We start from the raw sequence: 15,764 nt of genomic DNA, 5'->3' as shown, positions 1-15,764 counted from the left end.
CATCATTTATCGTTTATTGTGCCGAGACTATCGTACGGTCTTGGGGGAGTCTAGCGTGATAGGCTCAGGCTTGATCGTGCGCCTGCCAATTAGAGTGAAGGCCCTTGGCAATTGCGCTCCGAGCCACGAACTTACTATCGTCTTGCTAACGGGGTGGTTTTTCAATGACCAAGCATGAGAGGCTGACAACAGTCGTATCCACAAAGGGTCAGGACGTCCTTCCGGCGGCAGTGCGCAAGGAGCGGCACTGGCATGCCGGCACCCGCCTTCTTATCGAAGAAACGCCTGACGGCATCTTATTGAAGAACGCTCCCCTGTTTGCACCCACCAGGATCGAAGATGTGGCCGGCATGTTGAAGCATGACGGCCGACCGCGACCACTGCAGGACATGGACAACGCGGTAGCAGAGGCCGTCAGGGAAAAGCATGATCGCGGTCGATTCTGATATTATTGTCCGCTTTCTTGCCGGGAGGCGCTGACATTGGCGAGATAAGGCATGGGCTTTTTCACCTCGCCTCAAGCGCCAATTGCGAAGCGATGATGTCGTTCGATGCGGACTTCATCAAGATCGCCAAACGTGAAGCTACGCTGGAGGTGAGGCGGCCGGTCTAGCTACGGCGCCGGACAGGCATCCGCGCCAAGCACGTCCTCGCAGCGCGATGAGCGGCGAAAATTGTCATAATAGAGCGTCCAATTGGTATCGTCTGCTGCTCGGTAGGGACCGAACTTGAAGTACTGGTTCTTGCCGAGGCCCTCATCACCATGGCCGATGCGGCCCTTGACCGTGACAATCCACTTCTTGTTGGCGAAAATCTCGACGTGGCCTGAGCCATCCGGGCCGGGCTTGCTGTAAATGGCAAAGTCGATCCACCCTGAATCCGGTGTCGGCAGTTTATTGCCGCGATCGGTCACAACGATCTCGTTGGTGCAGGCGCTGAACTGGCTACCGTCCTCAGGCGTCCATGTCGGGTCAGTGGCAACCAGTGCACGCATTTGGTTGACGTCGGGCCGATACCAAATGGGTGTCTTGGCTTCGCCGCACGACTTCACGCTGTCGGTGGTCGGCGAGCCAGGTGCCACGTAATTCGTCTCGATCGTCGCAAAGAGCTTGCCTTGATTAAGGCGCAGCGCCAGGAAAGGACTGAAATCGCCCACGGCGTCCGGTCCGATTTCACGCTTCCATTGCGCAATCAGGTAGCGGTGGTCGCCCATTGGTATCGGATCGGCGAACTTGACCGCAAAGCCATACCAGACGCCCTGATCATAGGGGACCCGACGATCGGTCTTTTCCCAGATCTCAGCCCGCTCGCTGCAGTTCTTTCGCGACGCCGGGCAGAACGGCCGCACGCTCAATTTCAGGGCACCGGAACCAGTGAGCTTCACCTCCGACTGAAATTCGGCCGTTCCCGCACGCTGCTCAAAATTCTTGCGATAGTAGAGCCCGCCGCTTGGCGCGAAGTCGGCGCCGTCAAACCCGTCATGAAGAAAGTCACCTGCCGGGTCGGCTGCCACGGGGCTGAGGCTCAGAGTTCCGGCGAAGAAAGCCATAGCAAGCGTCTTTCCGATCATTGCATGAATTTTTCCAATAGAGGGCGACGGGTTTTGGCATCACGGTGCAGAAGCATGACTTGTTCGGCTTCCGAGAGGCCATCATAAGCAACATCGTCGTAGGCGTCATCAATCTTAATCGGATCGCCTGAAGCGTTCGGCAGCAGCACCGTCACCTTGTGGCCGACACCGCGCAATTGTTCTTCGCCGAGCGTGGTCCAGTCGCCCCCGCAATAGGAGGCAAAGGCCTGGCTGGCGATGACTTCATGCGAATATTTTTTGGTCAGCACCTGCAACCGCTGCACTTCATTGACGGCCGAGCCGAATGCCGAAAACGTCAGGCGATCCTTGAGCCCGACATTGCCGAACATCACATTGCCGACGTGGAGGCCGATGCCGTAGCGAACATCGCTGAGCCCGTTGCTGCGGCGATCCTTGTTGAGTTCGGCAACACGCGCCTGCGCCTTGAAAACGGCAGCAAGCGCTGCGTCGCAGGCAATCTTCGACGGATCCTTGTGGCGACCGCACGGATAGACCGCAAGGAAGCCGTCACCCATGAAACTCATGATCTCACCGCCGCTGCGGTTGAACGGGGCGGCAATCGCGTCGAAGAAATGATTGAGCGTGTCGATATAGGCTTGCCGGCCTTCCTTTTCAGCAAGCATGGTCGATTCCCGCATGTCGCCCATGACGAGGGCGGCGCGAATGGTCTCGCCGTCCCCGCGTCTAATCTGGCCGTCGAGGACACGCTTGCCGGCATTGCCGCCGAGATAAGTCGTCAGCATATTGTCCGCGAGCTTGCCGAGAACTGCCATCTTGGCCGCAACGGCGAGATGGTTTTGCAGCCGCAACAGCGCGGCAATCATCGCATCGCTGAACCCCCCGGTGCTGTCAGTCGACCACGAACCCATCATGCCTTGCGTGGATTGTCCGCCGAAAGGCTGCAGGAAGGCGAGGTAATCGGTCATTCCCTCCTGGCGCAGTTCTTCGAGGACCGGGAATTCCACCGGACCGTCCCTGTCGAGCCGGCGGCGCAAATGTTCGAGATTATTGTTGAGAAGATAAAAATACGGGCTTTGCAGGAAACGCTCCGGCTTGCCGGCCGGATCGTGGCGATATCCCTCGACGCTCATGCCCGTGGCGCGCATCCATGTAAAACCCAAAGCGTCGTAGAGCGGGTGCAGCATGGAAAAGGACAGGTTGACGCGCGCGATGGGGAGGCCAGCCGCGGCTATGCGTTCGCAAAAACCCCTGACGATGGTTTCAAGATTGTCGCCGGCAAGAGAGGCGTGCGTAAGCCAGTCGGCTACCTTGTCGAGGAGAATGGTGGAGACATCAGATTGGGTCGCGCTCATCGCTTGTCCTTACAAAAATACGAGCCACGTCCGTTCCCCACAATTCGGATCGGCACAACCAATCCGTGTAGATCGAAAATGAGTGAATCGGGCTTTGGAGTCAACGTCGCCCGTGGGGCACGTCAGCATTGGCAAGACCAGTCCGATGCAACCGGGGATACTTCGTCGGGCAGTCCTTTATCGATCATTGTTCTATTCCCTCACATGGGTGTCACAACCGGCCGAAGCAATAGGTCGCAACGTCCGGTCTTCAAAAAGCTGACATGCGCCGGAGGAGCTGCACTTGCTTGACACACCTGTTCATTGCCGCCATCTAAAGCACCCAGATTTGCGCACGCTTTGGCACGAAAGAGATCACCTTGTCCGCTTCACCCTATCTTGCTCTTTCCGGCAAAATCGAAACACGCCAGGCGCAAGCGGCGGTGATTGGTCTCGGCTACGTCGGCCTTCCATTGGCGATAACGCTGGCGCGGAGCGGGTTTGCCGTAACCGGTTTCGATATCGACCCGGACAAGATCATCGCGCTCGACGCCGGCCAGTCCTATATCGAAGCCGTTTCCAACGAAGCGCTCTCCGACGAGATGAAGACAAAGCGCTTCAAATCCACGACTGACTTTACCCTGCTCGCAACCTGCGACGTTATCGTCATTTGCGTGCCGACCCCACTAACCAAGCACCGCGATCCCGATCTATCCTATGTCGAGGCGACGAGCCGCTCGATCGCACGTACACTGCGTCGCGGGCAGTTGATTGTGCTGGAGTCCACAACATACCCCGGCACCACCGACGATATCGTCAAAACCATCCTCGAGGAGACCGGGCTTGAATCCGGAACCGACTTCTTTCTCGGCTTTTCGCCGGAACGTGAGGATCCGGGCAACCGCGATTTCGATACCGCCACCATTCCGAAGATCGTCGCCGGAGACGGGGACGAGGCACGCGCCCTGATGCTGGCTTTTTATGGCGCCGCCGTGAAGACCGTCGTCCCGGTTTCCTCGAACGCGACAGCCGAAGCAGTCAAGCTTACCGAGAACATCTTCAGGGCGGTCAACATTGCGCTCGTCAACGAGCTTAAGACACTCTATGCGGCAATGGGGATCGACATTTGGGAAGTCATCGAGGCCGCGAAGACAAAACCGTTCGGCTACATGCCTTTTTACCCCGGCCCCGGGCTAGGCGGCCACTGCATCCCAATCGATCCGTTCTATCTGACCTGGAAATCGCGCGAGTACGAACTGCCGACACGGTTCATCGAACTTGCCGGCGAGATCAACGCAGCGATGCCGCGCTATGTCGTCGCCAACCTCGCGGAAGCGCTCGACAGGCGCGCGGGCAAGGCGCTCAGCCGCTCGCGTATCCTCATCGTCGGTCTTGCCTACAAGAAGAATGTTCCGGACATCCGCGAAAGCCCCTCCCTGCGCCTGATCGAAATCATCGAGGAACGCGGCGGCACGACCGACTATCACGATCCTTTCGTTGCGACCGTGCCGACCACACGTGAACATATGAGTCTGAAAGGACGCAAATCCATCGCTCTGACCGAGGAGATCGTTCGCTCCTATGACGCCGTGCTCATTGCGACAGATCACGATGATGTCAATTATGCTGACCTCGCACGTTGGTCGCCCCTGATCATCGATACGCGCAACGTCTTTGCGAAGCTCGGACTTTCGGTCGAACACATCGTGAAGTCCTGAACGGACTAAGAAAGCTTGGCCTTCAGATTGCTCGCCGCCATCGCATAGCCGCCCGACGCGCCGTCGATGAAATGGATGTGATCGTGCGCCATCGGCGTCGGCACGAAACACGTGATCAGGGCGGAATCCTGCTTGTGCAGGCCATAGCGCGCGATACCGGCGGCAGAAGCTTGGTCGAGCAGCATTTCGATACGGCGCAGGCGTTCAGGCTCGATATCAATGGTCAGCTTCAGCCCGTCATCGAACTTGCGGAAGTCGGAATTCTGGGCCAGCTCGCGCTTGTATATTTTCGGGTCCCATCCCCCGGCCGTCAGTCCGAACTTGTCGAGCACGTATATCAGGATGATCTGTGCAATGATGGCGAGCTTGCGGGTAAATCGCTTGCCCGGCGGCGCTGCTGCGCGCGCTTCGGCGTCGACGCCCGCCGTCGTAAACTTGACGGTGGGACCTTCCGCGGGCAGCGGGTGCGCGCCGCGTCCCTGGCCAGCGGCAACAGCCAGGACATCCGAGACGAGTTTTCGGAACTGCACGTTGGCACCGGTGGTGCCAGGAACCGCAATGATCGAGACGATTGCGCCGTTGCGCGCTTCAATCGGATTCCACCGGCAGGACAGGCCGGTGAGGTCGGGCCGTGTCCCTGTGGGTGCGCGATCCACCGCATATTTGCCGGACTTCATTTGCGCTTCGGCCCAACTCGTGCCACCACCCGCAAACATGGCATAGGAAACGTCAGGGCTCACCGCAAAACGGGCAACACGGACGTCGAGCCCGATCGCCCGTATATCCGCTATGGGCACAAGGGCGGCGCGAAGATTGAGCCCAAGTTCCTCGGCGACCCAGGACTGAACGGCGGCGAGTGCTTCGCGTGCCTTTTCCGAGAGCGAAACAGGAAGCGCTACCAGTGCACCGTCACCGCCAAAAACAAAGGGATAGTCCTTCTTGCCGACGGCGTTGAGCAATGCGGAGATCACGCTTGCCCCGGCGGTATTGACCGCTTTGTATCTGCCTTCCGCAATGGCCTCGGTCGAACTGACAATATCTGCTGTCGCAAGCACCCAGTCATCGGGTAGCGGCTGGTAGTTCGCCGTATCGACAACGCCTTCGAATTCCACAAAGACGGGGATCCTATCAAAGAAATTTTCGCTCGATTGTGTGGACATTGTTTGCCATTAGCACAATCGCGGGTAGCAGGCGATCCGGTTTGGTCTTCAAGCTGCACGGCGGCAATACAACTGGGTCTTTATTTAATACACCATAAGAGACAGTGGCGGGATGTGAAATCTTCAACTACCAATTGCACAAAACATGAATTGTTCGATTGCTGCAAAAGTGTGTAGAACCAAAAATAGAGTTGTGCGCGTCTTGTGCACTGCGTCAAGCTAGTGCAACCATCCACACGTGATTGATTCTGAACGTCAAACTACCCTTGATTTTCTAGAGTTATTTGGTGATGCCAGCATATTATGCTGAAAATAATGGTTTGCGCTGTACATGCATTTTGATCTGGCCCATTTCCCGGATTTCCAGGAAGGCTTTTCCAGTGGCAGCCTAAAACTAGATACACTGGAAATGCTGAGGGATATTCGCCAGCAATTAGGCTGTCGCTATATCACTCATATCGGCTATTCAGATCTGACGAAACCGCAGCGCGGCAGCGATCCTGAAATCTCGGTGTTGACGACCTTGCCGGTCCATTGGGTCGTGCGCTATTCGGCTAAGAACTATTATCGCGTCGATCCGCTGGTGCAGGGCATCATGCAGGCGCGCCGGCATTTCGATGCGGTCGGCACGATTCGCAATCTTGCGGAAGACAAAAGCTTGCCGCTGGAATCAAGGAAGTTCCTGCGTGACAGCCAGTTGCGCGGCCTCGGCAACCTCTTTCTCGTCGTGCCTACATCGAACTCGCACGGTTTTCGCGGCGTTACCGAATTCACCTTCGACGTGCAATCAGCCGAACAGATGGCCTCGATCGGCGCCATCGGCAAGCGACTGGCCGGCGTGTCGGCAAAGCTTCACAACAGCCTCCACAGCAACCGCAATCCCGCGCTGGCGGCATCCGTCGCCAGTCTCCTGACCAAACGGGAAATCGACTGCCTCTACTGGGCGGCGAACGGCAAGACAGATGGGGAAATCGGCGAGATTCTCAATATTGCACGCTGGACGGTCGTCACCTATCTGACCAACGCCAAGAACAAGCTCGGCTGCTCCAACCGAACCTCTACCGTCGCGACGGCGCTGGCTCTCGGCGTGATCGAGATGCCTGCGATCAGCAACAAATTCTAGCCGAGGTTCTCGGACGCGGTCAGTTGTGGCAGGCGCGCATTCTCGAAGGCCGCGGCGAGAAGGGCGGTATTGTCGGCCGGGCTCCGGCCCGTCTCCGCGAACCTGACGTGGTGGAGATCAATTTCGGTTGAATCGGCGCCAAGTGTCAGCCGGAAATAGGCGTTAACACCCATGTTCTTGAACTCGAGATCGAGCATTACCTTCGGTGCCGTATTCCAGTCGAGCGTGTACTCGCCGCCTAGACCGAATGTGAGCGTTTCGGGATAGAAAGTCAGCTCCGTCGCTGAATTGACGATGTCGGCGATATTGCCAAAGAGCTCGCAGCGGATGAAGGCGATATAGTCCGCAACGTCCACGAGCCGAAGATCATCCACAACCTCCGTCAAATGTCCGGAGATAATGTCGACGCGGGTTGCGGAATATTGCGTTTTCTTCATGCATTGATCCGATGACGGTCTGGGCAATTATTTTCGACGTGCATTAACAAACTGAATGAGCTCGGCAACTGCTTTGTAAAATTCCGGAGCAATTACATTGTTGACCTGGACCTGTTTATACAACGCCCGTGCCAACTGGACATTCTCAAAGATCGGTACCCCATTTGCTTCAGCAATCTCCCGGATCTTCAGCGCAATAATGTCCTGACCCTTGGCCACGACCACCGGCGCTGAATCCTTTGCCGGAACATAGCGCAATGCAACTGAGAAGTGTGTCGGATTTGCGACGATCAGCGTTGCACCCGGGACCGAAGCGATCATACGCTGGCGTGCCCGGTCACGACCCAGCGAGCGGAGCCGGGACTTGACGAGGGGGTCACCCTCCGCCTGCTTGTGCTCGTCCTTCACTTCCTGTCGCGTCATCCGCAGTTCGCTGCGCCAATGGATACGGGTCCATGCCAGATCGAAGGCGGCCAGAACGGTTACAGCGATGGCGACAGACGAAAGCAGGCGAACAATGTGAGTCCGGATAAGTTCCGGCAGGGCATTCGGCTCGGTAATGATGGCATCGACAAAAAAATGGCTGTCTTCAAAGAAGATCATGAAGACGATCACACTGGCTGCTACGAACTTCACCGTCGATTTCAGAAACTCGACCTGTCCGGCAGTGCCAAAAACGCGCGACCAGCCCTTGGCGAGCGATATTCGCGACAATTGTGGCTCGATTCGATCGAAGACGATGCGCGGCGCGTTCTGCAGAACAGACGCAAGGATGCCGGCGCCGGGCACGATGATAAGGACCGGCAGCAGCGCCAACGCCACTGCAGCGCCGACAATTCCGAACAGCTGCCGCGCATCGTCGGCGCTCGTAAGCCGCCAGTCATCCGATTTGTCGAGCAGTTCGGATAGAACCGCGGTCAGTTTCATGCCACCTGGAACCGCGACAAAAACCGTGAGGATGAGAAAGGCAACGATCGATGCAAAGATCGGCACTTCGCGCGAAAAGGGAAGATTTCCTTTTTCGACGGCATCGCTGATCTTCTTTTCAGTCGCTTCCTCGGTTTTGCTGTCTTTATCGGCGCCGTCCGACATGGGCTATCCACGTCTCACGATGCCGGCTCTTCCACGTCGAGCTTGAGGTTGCCCCGCTCCGCGAGACTGATCGCGGTGCGGGCAATAACCCGGCGCGCTTCGGTGACGGCACTTGTGTTGACGTTCGATTGGTTCGAAAGCTCCGTCTCGACCATGCGGCGGCCGCGGATCGAGAGCGACTGCAGGATGAGTTCCTGCAGATGCGGGTCGCATCCGTGCAGCGCCGTGGTAACGACATCGGTCTGGATCTCGTCGAAGAGCACAAGCCGGGCCCGCTGCGACAGCCGCGCAATATCCTCGAAAGTGAAGAGCTTCGCCTTGATCTTGGCAAGGTCGTCCGCGCCAAGATCCGAAAGACCGGCAAGGATTTCCTCGACATCCGACTTGTCAAGCTGATTGATGATATTGGCAATGGCGCCGTGATGGCTTTTTTCAGAGCTCGTATTCTCCTTGCCGGTCACCTCCTGCTGCAGGACACCTTCGAGCATGGTCGAGATAGCAGGCGTGACCTTCCGAATGTGCAAGGTCCGCTGAATAATGGCGCTGCGTTCTGCCGCAGCAAACCGGATGAGCAACTTTGCCGCAACGTCCGAGGGCAGGCGTGAAATGACGTAGGCGGAGACCTGCGGATGCTGCGCCATAAGATAGCTTTGGAGCACATCCGCCGGAACGCGCGGAAGCTGGTCCCAGACCGATTCCTGCGTGAGGAGTTCCGGACGCCGATTTTCAATGACCGCGCTCGCATCCTCGGCGGATAGCGTATCGCGCAAGAGACCCTCGAAGCGCATGCCGGCTTCCGAAACCGGCGCGCCGTCAGCGAAAGCATTCTCGAATTCCTTTACGAGTTCCTCAAAGTCGCCGGGTGTGATCGGCTCCAGCTTGCGGGCATGGCCGGCGAGCGACCTGAGATCATCGGCAGTAAAGTGCTTCAAAAGCCGCGATGCGGACGGCCGTCCGATCGCCACCAGCAATGCAGCAACCTTCTCCGGACCGCTGAGGTCATGGATGGCGCTTGCCGCTTCGGATGATTCCTGATCGCTCATTCGGCTCAGGCACCGCTGCCGATGACTTCGGTGAGGCTGACGCCAAAGCGGGACGAATCGTCTTCAAGGACGATGACCTCACCCCGCGCGATGACGCGGCCATTGACGACGATGTCGACTGGATCGCCGATCTGCTTGTCGAGCGTCACCACGGCGCCGCGGCCGAGCTTCATAAGATTTGCGACTGGCATGGAGGTGCTGCCGAGCACGACCTGTACGTCGACAGGAATACCCATGATGAGATCGATATTGGGTTTTGCGCCCGCCTGTTTACGAGGCTGCGAGTCGTCGCGCTTCAATTCCTCGATCGCTTCGTTGAGCTCGTCTTCGATCGAATTCCTGTCGTGGGGGGCCATGATCTATTTATCCCGATGAAGGTTAGAGGACGACGCTTGCGACGTCTGCGCTGCGAACGATGCGGTTGACAAAGACCGGAAGGATTTTTGCCGGAGTTTCGGGCTGCGCCGGGGCCGAGGCCGCCTTTGCAGCAGTAAAGGAAGGCTGTACCGAGACCGCCGGAGTGCGGACGCCATCCTTCAGATCCGACTTGGCGCGCTCGACGAGATCGATGGCCCGGGTGATTTCGGAACGGACCCGATCGGAATCGCGCAGGCGCGCTTCGAGGCGCACGCTTTCGTCGCGGCAGGTCTCGCGTTCCGCCTGGAGGATCGCCAGGGCCTGTTGCAGGTTGGCGGCCGAACTGGCTACCTGGTGGGCCACGACCCGGCTCATCGCGTTGAGGCGATTCGCCTTGCGCAGCGCCGCCAGGAAAACCACAAGCGAGACGGTGGTCAGCACGATCGAGACGAGATTAACCAGCGGCAAGCTCATCAAGGAGATCCTCTTCTTCATTGATGGGGTCGGTGATCCGGACCGTGAATGCGCTGCCAGCCTTGCCGAGACGGCACTTATAGAGTGCCTGGTGGCCGCTGCGCAGCCGCACCTGGTCGATCGCGTCCTTGGGCAGTTGCAGTATCTGCCCCGGCTTCAGGAGCGCAAGTTGCTCGAGCGTCATCGACCCTTGCTGGAGATAGGCCTCCACATCGATGTGGGCGCGGCTGACCTCGAGCCGCAGCTTCTTCGCCCATGCCGGGTCGGAATGATGGGCCGGTTGGCGCAGCATGCGGGCTATGGCGTCCTGCATAGGCTTGAAGCTCGATCGCGGCAGGAGGATCAGTATTTGCCCGGAGCGTCCGGCCGACTTCAACGCGACAGCGCAGCAAATCATGCGGGTTTCGGAAATTGTGTTGGGCGCAAGATGAGCCGCCTCGACCAGATCGCCGACCTGGAACAACCCCTCGGCACCTGCGGCAAACATATGGTCGAGCGACGCCGTTACATCCGCAAAGACCTGTCGGGCGATGATGAGGTCCACCGATGTGAGCGGACGTGCGGCGCTGCCCGTTCCGGCACTCGTTCCCGAGCCGAAAAGCGCTTCGATCCCACAATCTACAAAGCTGCGGTCCGCAGCGAGGACGACGCGCGAGCCCCATTTCGATACCGGCACCATCCCGACAAGACCGGATTGCGCGAGCGTGTTCGTGATCGCGTCCTTTTCCAGGGTCCTGACGCCAGCGAGCTCAGCCTTAACCGGGACCTCCGTCTGTGCGGCAAACCGCGCGCCGAACGATGCCGCGAGTTCCCGAAAGACGGTCTCCAGCGATTTGAGGTCGTCGACTGACATCCCGGCGGCGCGAAGAATGCTCTCGGCGAGGACGTCAGGTCGTTTGGTTTCCGCTTCGGCTTCCATGATCACCCTATGCTGCCTGCTGCATCGGCGCCGGGGACAACGTCTCCTGCTCGACCACATCGATCGACGGACGGTCATAGGCCGAGATCGTCTTGCGTCCGTATTCGAGCGCGATCTGGGGCAGGGCGCCGTTCATGTAGGCAAGCAGCGTCTGCTTCACGATCATGTAGAGGCGGTTTTGCTTCTCGCGCGTCGTCTTGATCTTCGTCGCGATCGGACCGACGACACCGTAGGAAAGGAAAATGCCGGCAAAGGTGCCGACCAACGCGGCGCCGATCAGATGGCCGAGAATTTCCGGCGATTCATTGAGCGCGCCCATCGCCTTGATGACCCCGAGCACGGCGGCGACGATGCCGAGCGCCGGCAGGCCTTCCGATACGGCGACCATGGCGTTGTATGGCTTCAGCTTGTCGCGGGCGATCGTGTGGAGTTCTTCATCCATGAGCGCTTCGATCTCATGCGACCGGGCATTGCCGATGATGATGAGGCGGCAGTAGTCGCAGATGAAGTTCGTCAGGTCGTGATTCTTCAGCACGCTCGGAAACGCCTGAAAGATCGGCGATTCCGTTGGATTGTCGATGTGAACTTCGACTTCGTTGCGCGATTTCGCTCGCAGCTCGCGCATCAATGCGTAGAGCACGCCGAGGACGTCCAGATAATCGCGTTGTTTGGGGATCTTGTTGGTGAACGCTTCCATGCAGGCGCGGCCCGTATCCTTGACCGCCGAAAATGGGTTGGCGACGAGGAAGGTGCCGAAGGCGGAGCCGCCGATGATGACGAATTCCCATGGCTGCATAAGAACGGCGACATGTCCGCCCATGGCGATAAATCCGCCAAGCAGACACCCCATCGTCACAACCAGTCCAATAAGAATACCCAAGTCACTCTCCCGCAGGTTTGCCAGCGAAGCCAAGAGCTAGCAGTTGCGGCTTGTGTGAACCTTGCAGGATTGGAGGGACGGCGCGGACAGCTTCAGGCAAGCTTGGTCTGCGACACATGCGCAAACCCTTCGGGAAAGGCGCATCATGAACACTTTGACGAGCTACACCCTGATCGCTAAGGATTTGCCGCGGTCTCTTGCCCGTGTATCTGCAGAACCCGCGGTCAAGCGCGACAGCGAGTACTACCTGAAGAACATCCAGAACGTGAAATCCGTCGACGATTTCATGAAGGACACCCGGCTTTACAATTTTGCATTGAAGTCCTTCGGCCTTGGTGACATGGCCTATGCCAAGGCGTTCATCCGCAAGGTGCTGACCGAGGGCATCGACAGCAACGAGGCTTTCGCCAACAAGCTCAATGACGGGCGCTACAAGGAACTTGCGACCGCGTTCAACTTCGTGAAGTACGGCGACAAGGCCACGAGCCAGCCCGGAACGCTGCAGCCGATCGTCGACAAATATGTCCGCCAGACACTCGAAGTGGAGACTGGCCAACAGAATGAGGGGGTTCGCCTGGCGCTCTATTTCGCCCGCAAGGCGCCCACGATTACCAACGCCTACGAGATTCTTGGCGACAAAGCGCTGCTTGAGGTCTTTCAGACCACTTTCTCGATCCCTGCGCAGACATCCGGCATGGATATCGACCGCCAGGCCAAGATGGTCGAGGACAAGCTGAACCTGGCGGACCTCAAGGACCCCGCCAAGCTCGCCAAGCTGATCATGCGCTTCACCGCGATGTATGAGATGAAAAACCCTTCGACCTCGACCAGCATACCGTCGCTGCTCGTCGGCGGTTCCACGCAGATCGGCATCGCCGACAGCATCCTGACAACGCTGCAGTCGTTCAAGCTTGGTGGCCGCTGATGGAAAATTCGATCTATGTCGGCCTGTCTTCGCAAATCTCGCTTGAACGGCGCATGGACGCGCTGGCGCACAATGTCGCGAACATGTCGACGCCAGGCTTTCGCGCCACCGGCATGAAATTCGACGTCATGGTTTCGAAGGCGGCCGAGAATTCGAGCTTCGTCAGCGCCGGCGAGAGCTTCATCAAGACCGAGGCAGGGCCGATTACACAGACCGGCAATCCGCTCGACGTCGCTGCCAAAGGCAATGTCTGGTTTTCCCTGCAATCCCCCGCCGGACAGGTTTTCACCCGCGACGGGCGCATGCAGATGTCGACGACGGGCGAGCTGCTGTCGGTCAAGGGCTACCCAATTCTCGATGCCGGCGGCCAACCGCTGACCATTGATCCCAATGGTGGCCCGCCGCAGATTTCGCCTTCCGGGACAGTTACCCAAAACGGCCGCCAGCTTGGCGTGATCGGACTGTTCACGATCGATCCGAATGCGAAGCTCGCTTACTTCGACAATTCAGCTGTCATTCCAAGCGTTGCGGCGCAGCCTGCGATCGACAATCCGGATGCTGGTGTCATCCAGGGCGCCATCGAGGGGTCGAACGTCGACGCCATCAGCGAAATGACGCGCCTGATGAATGTCTCCCGCGCCTTTGAACGCGTCGATGCGCTGCTGCGTGGTAGCGAGAATACGTTCAAGGATGCTGTCAGGACCCTGGGGTCCAGCACATGAGCCATTTCCCTGGCGCCCGATAGCTAGCTCATGCACGCACTCGAAGACGCACTTCAGACCATAGCTGAGCGAAAGGGCAATCTCGAGGCGCTGGCCCGCCTGATTTCAAAGGCGACAGGCGAACGCGCGGTGGCGACCGGCGGTTACGTCGAGGATGTCTCCCGCTCGGCGATCGGCGTGCGCGGCATTTCCGACAGCACGCAGCTGGGCGACATGGTGATGATCCGGACCACCGAAGGTTTGCACCCGGCGGAAGTCGTCCGCCTCGAACAGAAGCGCGTGCTGATCAAGCCATTCGATGACCGCATCGTGCCTTCGCTCGGAACGCCGGTGTTTCCGGAGGGACAACTGCGCCTGTCGCCGGCGGCAAGCTGGAAGGGCAGGGTCATCAACGCACTTGGGGAACCGCTTGACGGCAAGGGGCTGCTCGCAGCGGGGATCGAACCCGTGCCTGTCGATCGCGCAGCGCCGATGGCCATGGAGCGCGGCCGCGTCGAAAAGGGCCTGCGCTGCGGCGTTAACGTCGTCGACGTCTTCGTCCCGATGTGCTTCGGGCAGCGCATGGGTATCTTCGCCGGCTCCGGCGTCGGCAAATCGACATTGCTCGCCATGATGACCCGGGCCGCCGACTTCGACACAGTCGTCCTCGCCCTTACCGGCGAACGTGGCCGCGAAGTGCGCGACATGCTCGAAGATACGATGGCGGGCAAGCTCGACAAGACGATTGCGGTTGTCTCGACGGGCGACGAAAGCCCGATGATGCGGCGGCTTGCGCCAAACACCGCGACGGCCATCGCCGAGTATTTCCGCGATCGCGGCGACAACGTTCTGCTTATCGTCGATTCGATCACCCGCTTCGCCCATGCCGCACGCGAGATCGCGATTGCGGCCGGCGAACCCCCGGTTTCGCGCGGTTATCCGCCGAGCGTGTTCAGCCAGTTGCCGCGCCTGCTCGAGCGGGCCGGACCGGGGCTCGATGGCGAGGGCACGATCACAGGCATTTATGCGGTCCTTGTGGACGGAGATGACCATAATGATCCTGTTGCCGATGCAATCCGCGGCACGCTTGACGGGCATATCGTGCTCGACCGCGCCATTGCCGCGCAGGGGCGGTTTCCCGCAGTCGATATCCTGAGTTCGATTTCGCGCCTCGCGCAGCACAACTGGACACCCGAACAGGCAAAGCTTGCGACCAGCCTGCGCGGTCTGATTGCGCGGTTCGAGGAAACGCGCGACCTGCGCATGATCGGTGCCTACCAGGCAGGCAACGATCCGCATATCGACCAGGCGGTCACACTGGTTCCGCTCATTTACAATGCCATGCAGCAAACGCCGGCATCGCCCCTGTCGAACGATCCCTATAGCGATCTCGCCGCCGCGCTGAGACCAAAGGAGCCATCATGAAGCCCAGCGACACGAAGCGTCAGGCGTCAGGCAAGGCAGACGCGATTGACCCGCCACCAGTGCGCGTCCGTGACAAGCGATTCGACGGCTATCTGAAGGGCGCCGGCATCGTGCTCGCCACAATCTGCGCCGTGCTCCCCTTCGTCATGTATTACGACATTCTCGATGCGCGGCCAAAGCCGCTTGCTTCCGGAATAACGGTGCGTGACCCCCTCAATCGGACCAATCAAAAGGTTGTAAGGGAAACGCACGGCAATCGCGGCTCGGCACAGGCGCAAACCGGAGAAGGCGTCGATGCGATGACCACGGCCACGACTGCGGAACTCACCGGTGACAGGCTCAAGCAGATCGAGGAGGCGAGTAAGCAGCCTTTCCCCGGCAAACCGGTATTCCTGCTGCGCGAGGTTGTAGGCGGCCTGGTGATGATCGAGGACGAAAGCGGCTACTGGTTCGTCGAAAAAGGCTCGCCTTTGCCGGATGGAAGCACGCTTGTCGCCATCGAGCGCGGCTCCGATCCGGGCAGTTTCTCGATCAAGACCTCCGATGGCGACGTCATCACCCGAACCAACTGACTCGAGCCAACGACAGAAGTTCCGAAGCTGGCTCGGGCCGCAAGTCTCACGCAAG

The 15,764-nt window shown here is 59.0% G+C and carries 17 protein-coding genes; 7 read left to right on the top strand and 10 right to left on the bottom strand.

Features of this window, described 5'->3' with window-relative positions:
• Nucleotides 1–164 precede the first annotated feature (164 nt).
• Nucleotides 165–446 (top strand): AbrB/MazE/SpoVT family DNA-binding domain-containing protein, encoded by a 282-nt coding sequence (locus BLR72_RS02390; RefSeq protein WP_091944711.1) that lies wholly within the window; start codon nt 165–167, stop codon nt 444–446.
• Between the two features lie 167 nt (nt 447–613).
• On the opposite strand, the gene BLR72_RS02385 is transcribed toward BLR72_RS02390, so the two are convergent.
• A complete protein-coding gene (locus BLR72_RS02385) occupies nt 614–1,570 on the bottom strand; it encodes a polysaccharide lyase (protein ID WP_244506600.1) in 957 nt (318 codons plus the stop codon).
• A complete protein-coding gene (locus BLR72_RS02380) occupies nt 1,567–2,904 on the bottom strand; it encodes an adenylate/guanylate cyclase domain-containing protein (protein ID WP_027233103.1) in 1,338 nt (445 codons plus the stop codon). Before BLR72_RS02380 ends, BLR72_RS02385 begins: the two co-directional genes overlap by 4 nt.
• Before the next feature lie 359 nt (nt 2,905–3,263).
• Between BLR72_RS02380 and BLR72_RS02375 the strand changes: the two genes are divergently transcribed.
• Entirely contained in the window at nt 3,264–4,601 is a 1,338-nt protein-coding gene (locus BLR72_RS02375) for a nucleotide sugar dehydrogenase (protein ID WP_091944708.1), read from the top strand.
• A 5-nt stretch (nt 4,602–4,606) separates the two neighbouring features.
• On the opposite strand, the gene BLR72_RS02370 is transcribed toward BLR72_RS02375, so the two are convergent.
• Nucleotides 4,607–5,761: a DUF3095 domain-containing protein gene (locus BLR72_RS02370; protein ID WP_091944706.1), complete on the bottom strand. Its 1,155-nt coding sequence runs from the start codon at nt 5,759–5,761 to the stop codon at nt 4,607–4,609.
• 331 nt (nt 5,762–6,092) lie between these two features.
• Between BLR72_RS02370 and BLR72_RS02365 the strand changes: the two genes are divergently transcribed.
• Complete coding sequence (locus BLR72_RS02365) at nt 6,093–6,884, top strand: helix-turn-helix transcriptional regulator (RefSeq protein WP_091944703.1); 792 nt, start codon at nt 6,093–6,095, stop codon at nt 6,882–6,884.
• On the opposite strand, the gene BLR72_RS02360 is transcribed toward BLR72_RS02365, so the two are convergent.
• The 7 genes from BLR72_RS02360 to motA are packed head-to-tail and all read right to left on the bottom strand — an operon-like array spanning nt 6,881 to nt 12,086.
• On the bottom strand, nt 6,881–7,321 hold the full coding sequence (locus BLR72_RS02360) for a hypothetical protein (RefSeq protein ID WP_091944700.1): 441 nt from the start codon (nt 7,319–7,321) through the stop codon (nt 6,881–6,883). The genes BLR72_RS02365 and BLR72_RS02360 overlap by 4 nt on opposite strands.
• A gap of 27 nt (nt 7,322–7,348) precedes the next feature.
• Complete coding sequence (gene flhB / locus BLR72_RS02355; protein ID WP_091944697.1) at nt 7,349–8,413, bottom strand: flagellar biosynthesis protein FlhB; 1,065 nt, start codon at nt 8,411–8,413, stop codon at nt 7,349–7,351.
• Between the two features lie 14 nt (nt 8,414–8,427).
• Entirely contained in the window at nt 8,428–9,456 is a 1,029-nt protein-coding gene (locus BLR72_RS02350; protein ID WP_091944694.1) for a flagellar motor switch protein FliG, read from the bottom strand.
• Nucleotides 9,457–9,461: 5 nt separating this feature from the next.
• On the bottom strand, nt 9,462–9,812 hold the full coding sequence (gene fliN / locus BLR72_RS02345; RefSeq protein ID WP_036815168.1) for a flagellar motor switch protein FliN: 351 nt from the start codon (nt 9,810–9,812) through the stop codon (nt 9,462–9,464).
• Between the two features lie 22 nt (nt 9,813–9,834).
• The gene (locus tag BLR72_RS02340) at nt 9,835–10,287 is read right to left on the bottom strand and encodes a BAB2_0123 family type IV secretion system effector (protein ID WP_091944691.1); all 453 of its coding nucleotides are present in this window, start codon (nt 10,285–10,287) and stop codon (nt 9,835–9,837) included.
• Complete coding sequence (locus BLR72_RS02335; RefSeq protein WP_175492259.1) at nt 10,268–11,206, bottom strand: FliM/FliN family flagellar motor switch protein; 939 nt, start codon at nt 11,204–11,206, stop codon at nt 10,268–10,270. Before BLR72_RS02335 ends, BLR72_RS02340 begins: the two co-directional genes overlap by 20 nt.
• Before the next feature lie 7 nt (nt 11,207–11,213).
• Nucleotides 11,214–12,086, bottom strand: a complete 873-nt coding sequence (gene motA, locus BLR72_RS02330; RefSeq protein ID WP_027233093.1) for a flagellar motor stator protein MotA — start codon at nt 12,084–12,086, stop codon at nt 11,214–11,216.
• A 142-nt stretch (nt 12,087–12,228) separates the two neighbouring features.
• Between motA and BLR72_RS02325 the strand changes: the two genes are divergently transcribed.
• The 4 genes from BLR72_RS02325 to BLR72_RS02310 are packed head-to-tail and all read left to right on the top strand — an operon-like array spanning nt 12,229 to nt 15,709.
• Nucleotides 12,229–13,011, top strand: a complete 783-nt coding sequence (locus BLR72_RS02325; protein ID WP_091946492.1) for a DUF1217 domain-containing protein — start codon at nt 12,229–12,231, stop codon at nt 13,009–13,011.
• Nucleotides 13,008–13,733 (top strand): flagellar basal-body rod protein FlgF, encoded by a 726-nt coding sequence (gene flgF / locus BLR72_RS02320; protein ID WP_091944685.1) that lies wholly within the window; start codon nt 13,008–13,010, stop codon nt 13,731–13,733. Before BLR72_RS02325 ends, flgF begins: the two co-directional genes overlap by 4 nt.
• A 30-nt stretch (nt 13,734–13,763) precedes the next feature.
• Nucleotides 13,764–15,137 (top strand): flagellar protein export ATPase FliI, encoded by a 1,374-nt coding sequence (gene fliI, locus BLR72_RS02315; protein WP_091944682.1) that lies wholly within the window; start codon nt 13,764–13,766, stop codon nt 15,135–15,137.
• Nucleotides 15,134–15,709 (top strand): hypothetical protein, encoded by a 576-nt coding sequence (locus BLR72_RS02310; RefSeq protein WP_091944679.1) that lies wholly within the window; start codon nt 15,134–15,136, stop codon nt 15,707–15,709. Before fliI ends, BLR72_RS02310 begins: the two co-directional genes overlap by 4 nt.
• The last annotated feature ends 55 nt before the right edge of the window (nt 15,710–15,764 follow it).

The sequence above is a fragment of the Phyllobacterium sp. YR620 genome (assembly GCF_900104165.1).
Taxonomy (GTDB): domain Bacteria; phylum Pseudomonadota; class Alphaproteobacteria; order Rhizobiales; family Rhizobiaceae; genus Phyllobacterium; species Phyllobacterium pellucidum.
The sequence above is the reverse complement of the archived record's forward strand: the minus strand, read 5'-3'. Positions and strand labels throughout refer to the sequence as shown.

Bases quoted from the DNA above. Each gene is read 5' to 3' on its own strand.
- BLR72_RS02390 (WP_091944711.1), top strand. From the start codon at position 165: ATGACCAAGCATGAGAGGCTGACAACAGTCGTATCCACAAAGGGTCAG.
- BLR72_RS02385 (WP_244506600.1), bottom strand. From the start codon at position 1,570: ATGATCGGAAAGACGCTTGCTATGGCTTTCTTCGCCGGAACTCTGAGC.
- BLR72_RS02380 (WP_027233103.1), bottom strand. From the start codon at position 2,904: ATGAGCGCGACCCAATCTGATGTCTCCACCATTCTCCTCGACAAGGTA.
- BLR72_RS02370 (WP_091944706.1), bottom strand. From the start codon at position 5,761: ATGTCCACACAATCGAGCGAAAATTTCTTTGATAGGATCCCCGTCTTT.
- BLR72_RS02365 (WP_091944703.1), top strand. From the start codon at position 6,093: ATGCATTTTGATCTGGCCCATTTCCCGGATTTCCAGGAAGGCTTTTCC.
- BLR72_RS02360 (WP_091944700.1), bottom strand. From the start codon at position 7,321: ATGAAGAAAACGCAATATTCCGCAACCCGCGTCGACATTATCTCCGGA.
- flhB (WP_091944697.1), bottom strand. From the start codon at position 8,413: ATGTCGGACGGCGCCGATAAAGACAGCAAAACCGAGGAAGCGACTGAA.
- BLR72_RS02350 (WP_091944694.1), bottom strand. From the start codon at position 9,456: ATGAGCGATCAGGAATCATCCGAAGCGGCAAGCGCCATCCATGACCTC.
- fliN (WP_036815168.1), bottom strand. From the start codon at position 9,812: ATGGCCCCCCACGACAGGAATTCGATCGAAGACGAGCTCAACGAAGCG.
- BLR72_RS02340 (WP_091944691.1), bottom strand. From the start codon at position 10,287: ATGAGCTTGCCGCTGGTTAATCTCGTCTCGATCGTGCTGACCACCGTC.
- BLR72_RS02335 (WP_175492259.1), bottom strand. From the start codon at position 11,206: ATGGAAGCCGAAGCGGAAACCAAACGACCTGACGTCCTCGCCGAGAGC.
- fliI (WP_091944682.1), top strand. From the start codon at position 13,764: ATGCACGCACTCGAAGACGCACTTCAGACCATAGCTGAGCGAAAGGGC.
- BLR72_RS02310 (WP_091944679.1), top strand. From the start codon at position 15,134: ATGAAGCCCAGCGACACGAAGCGTCAGGCGTCAGGCAAGGCAGACGCG.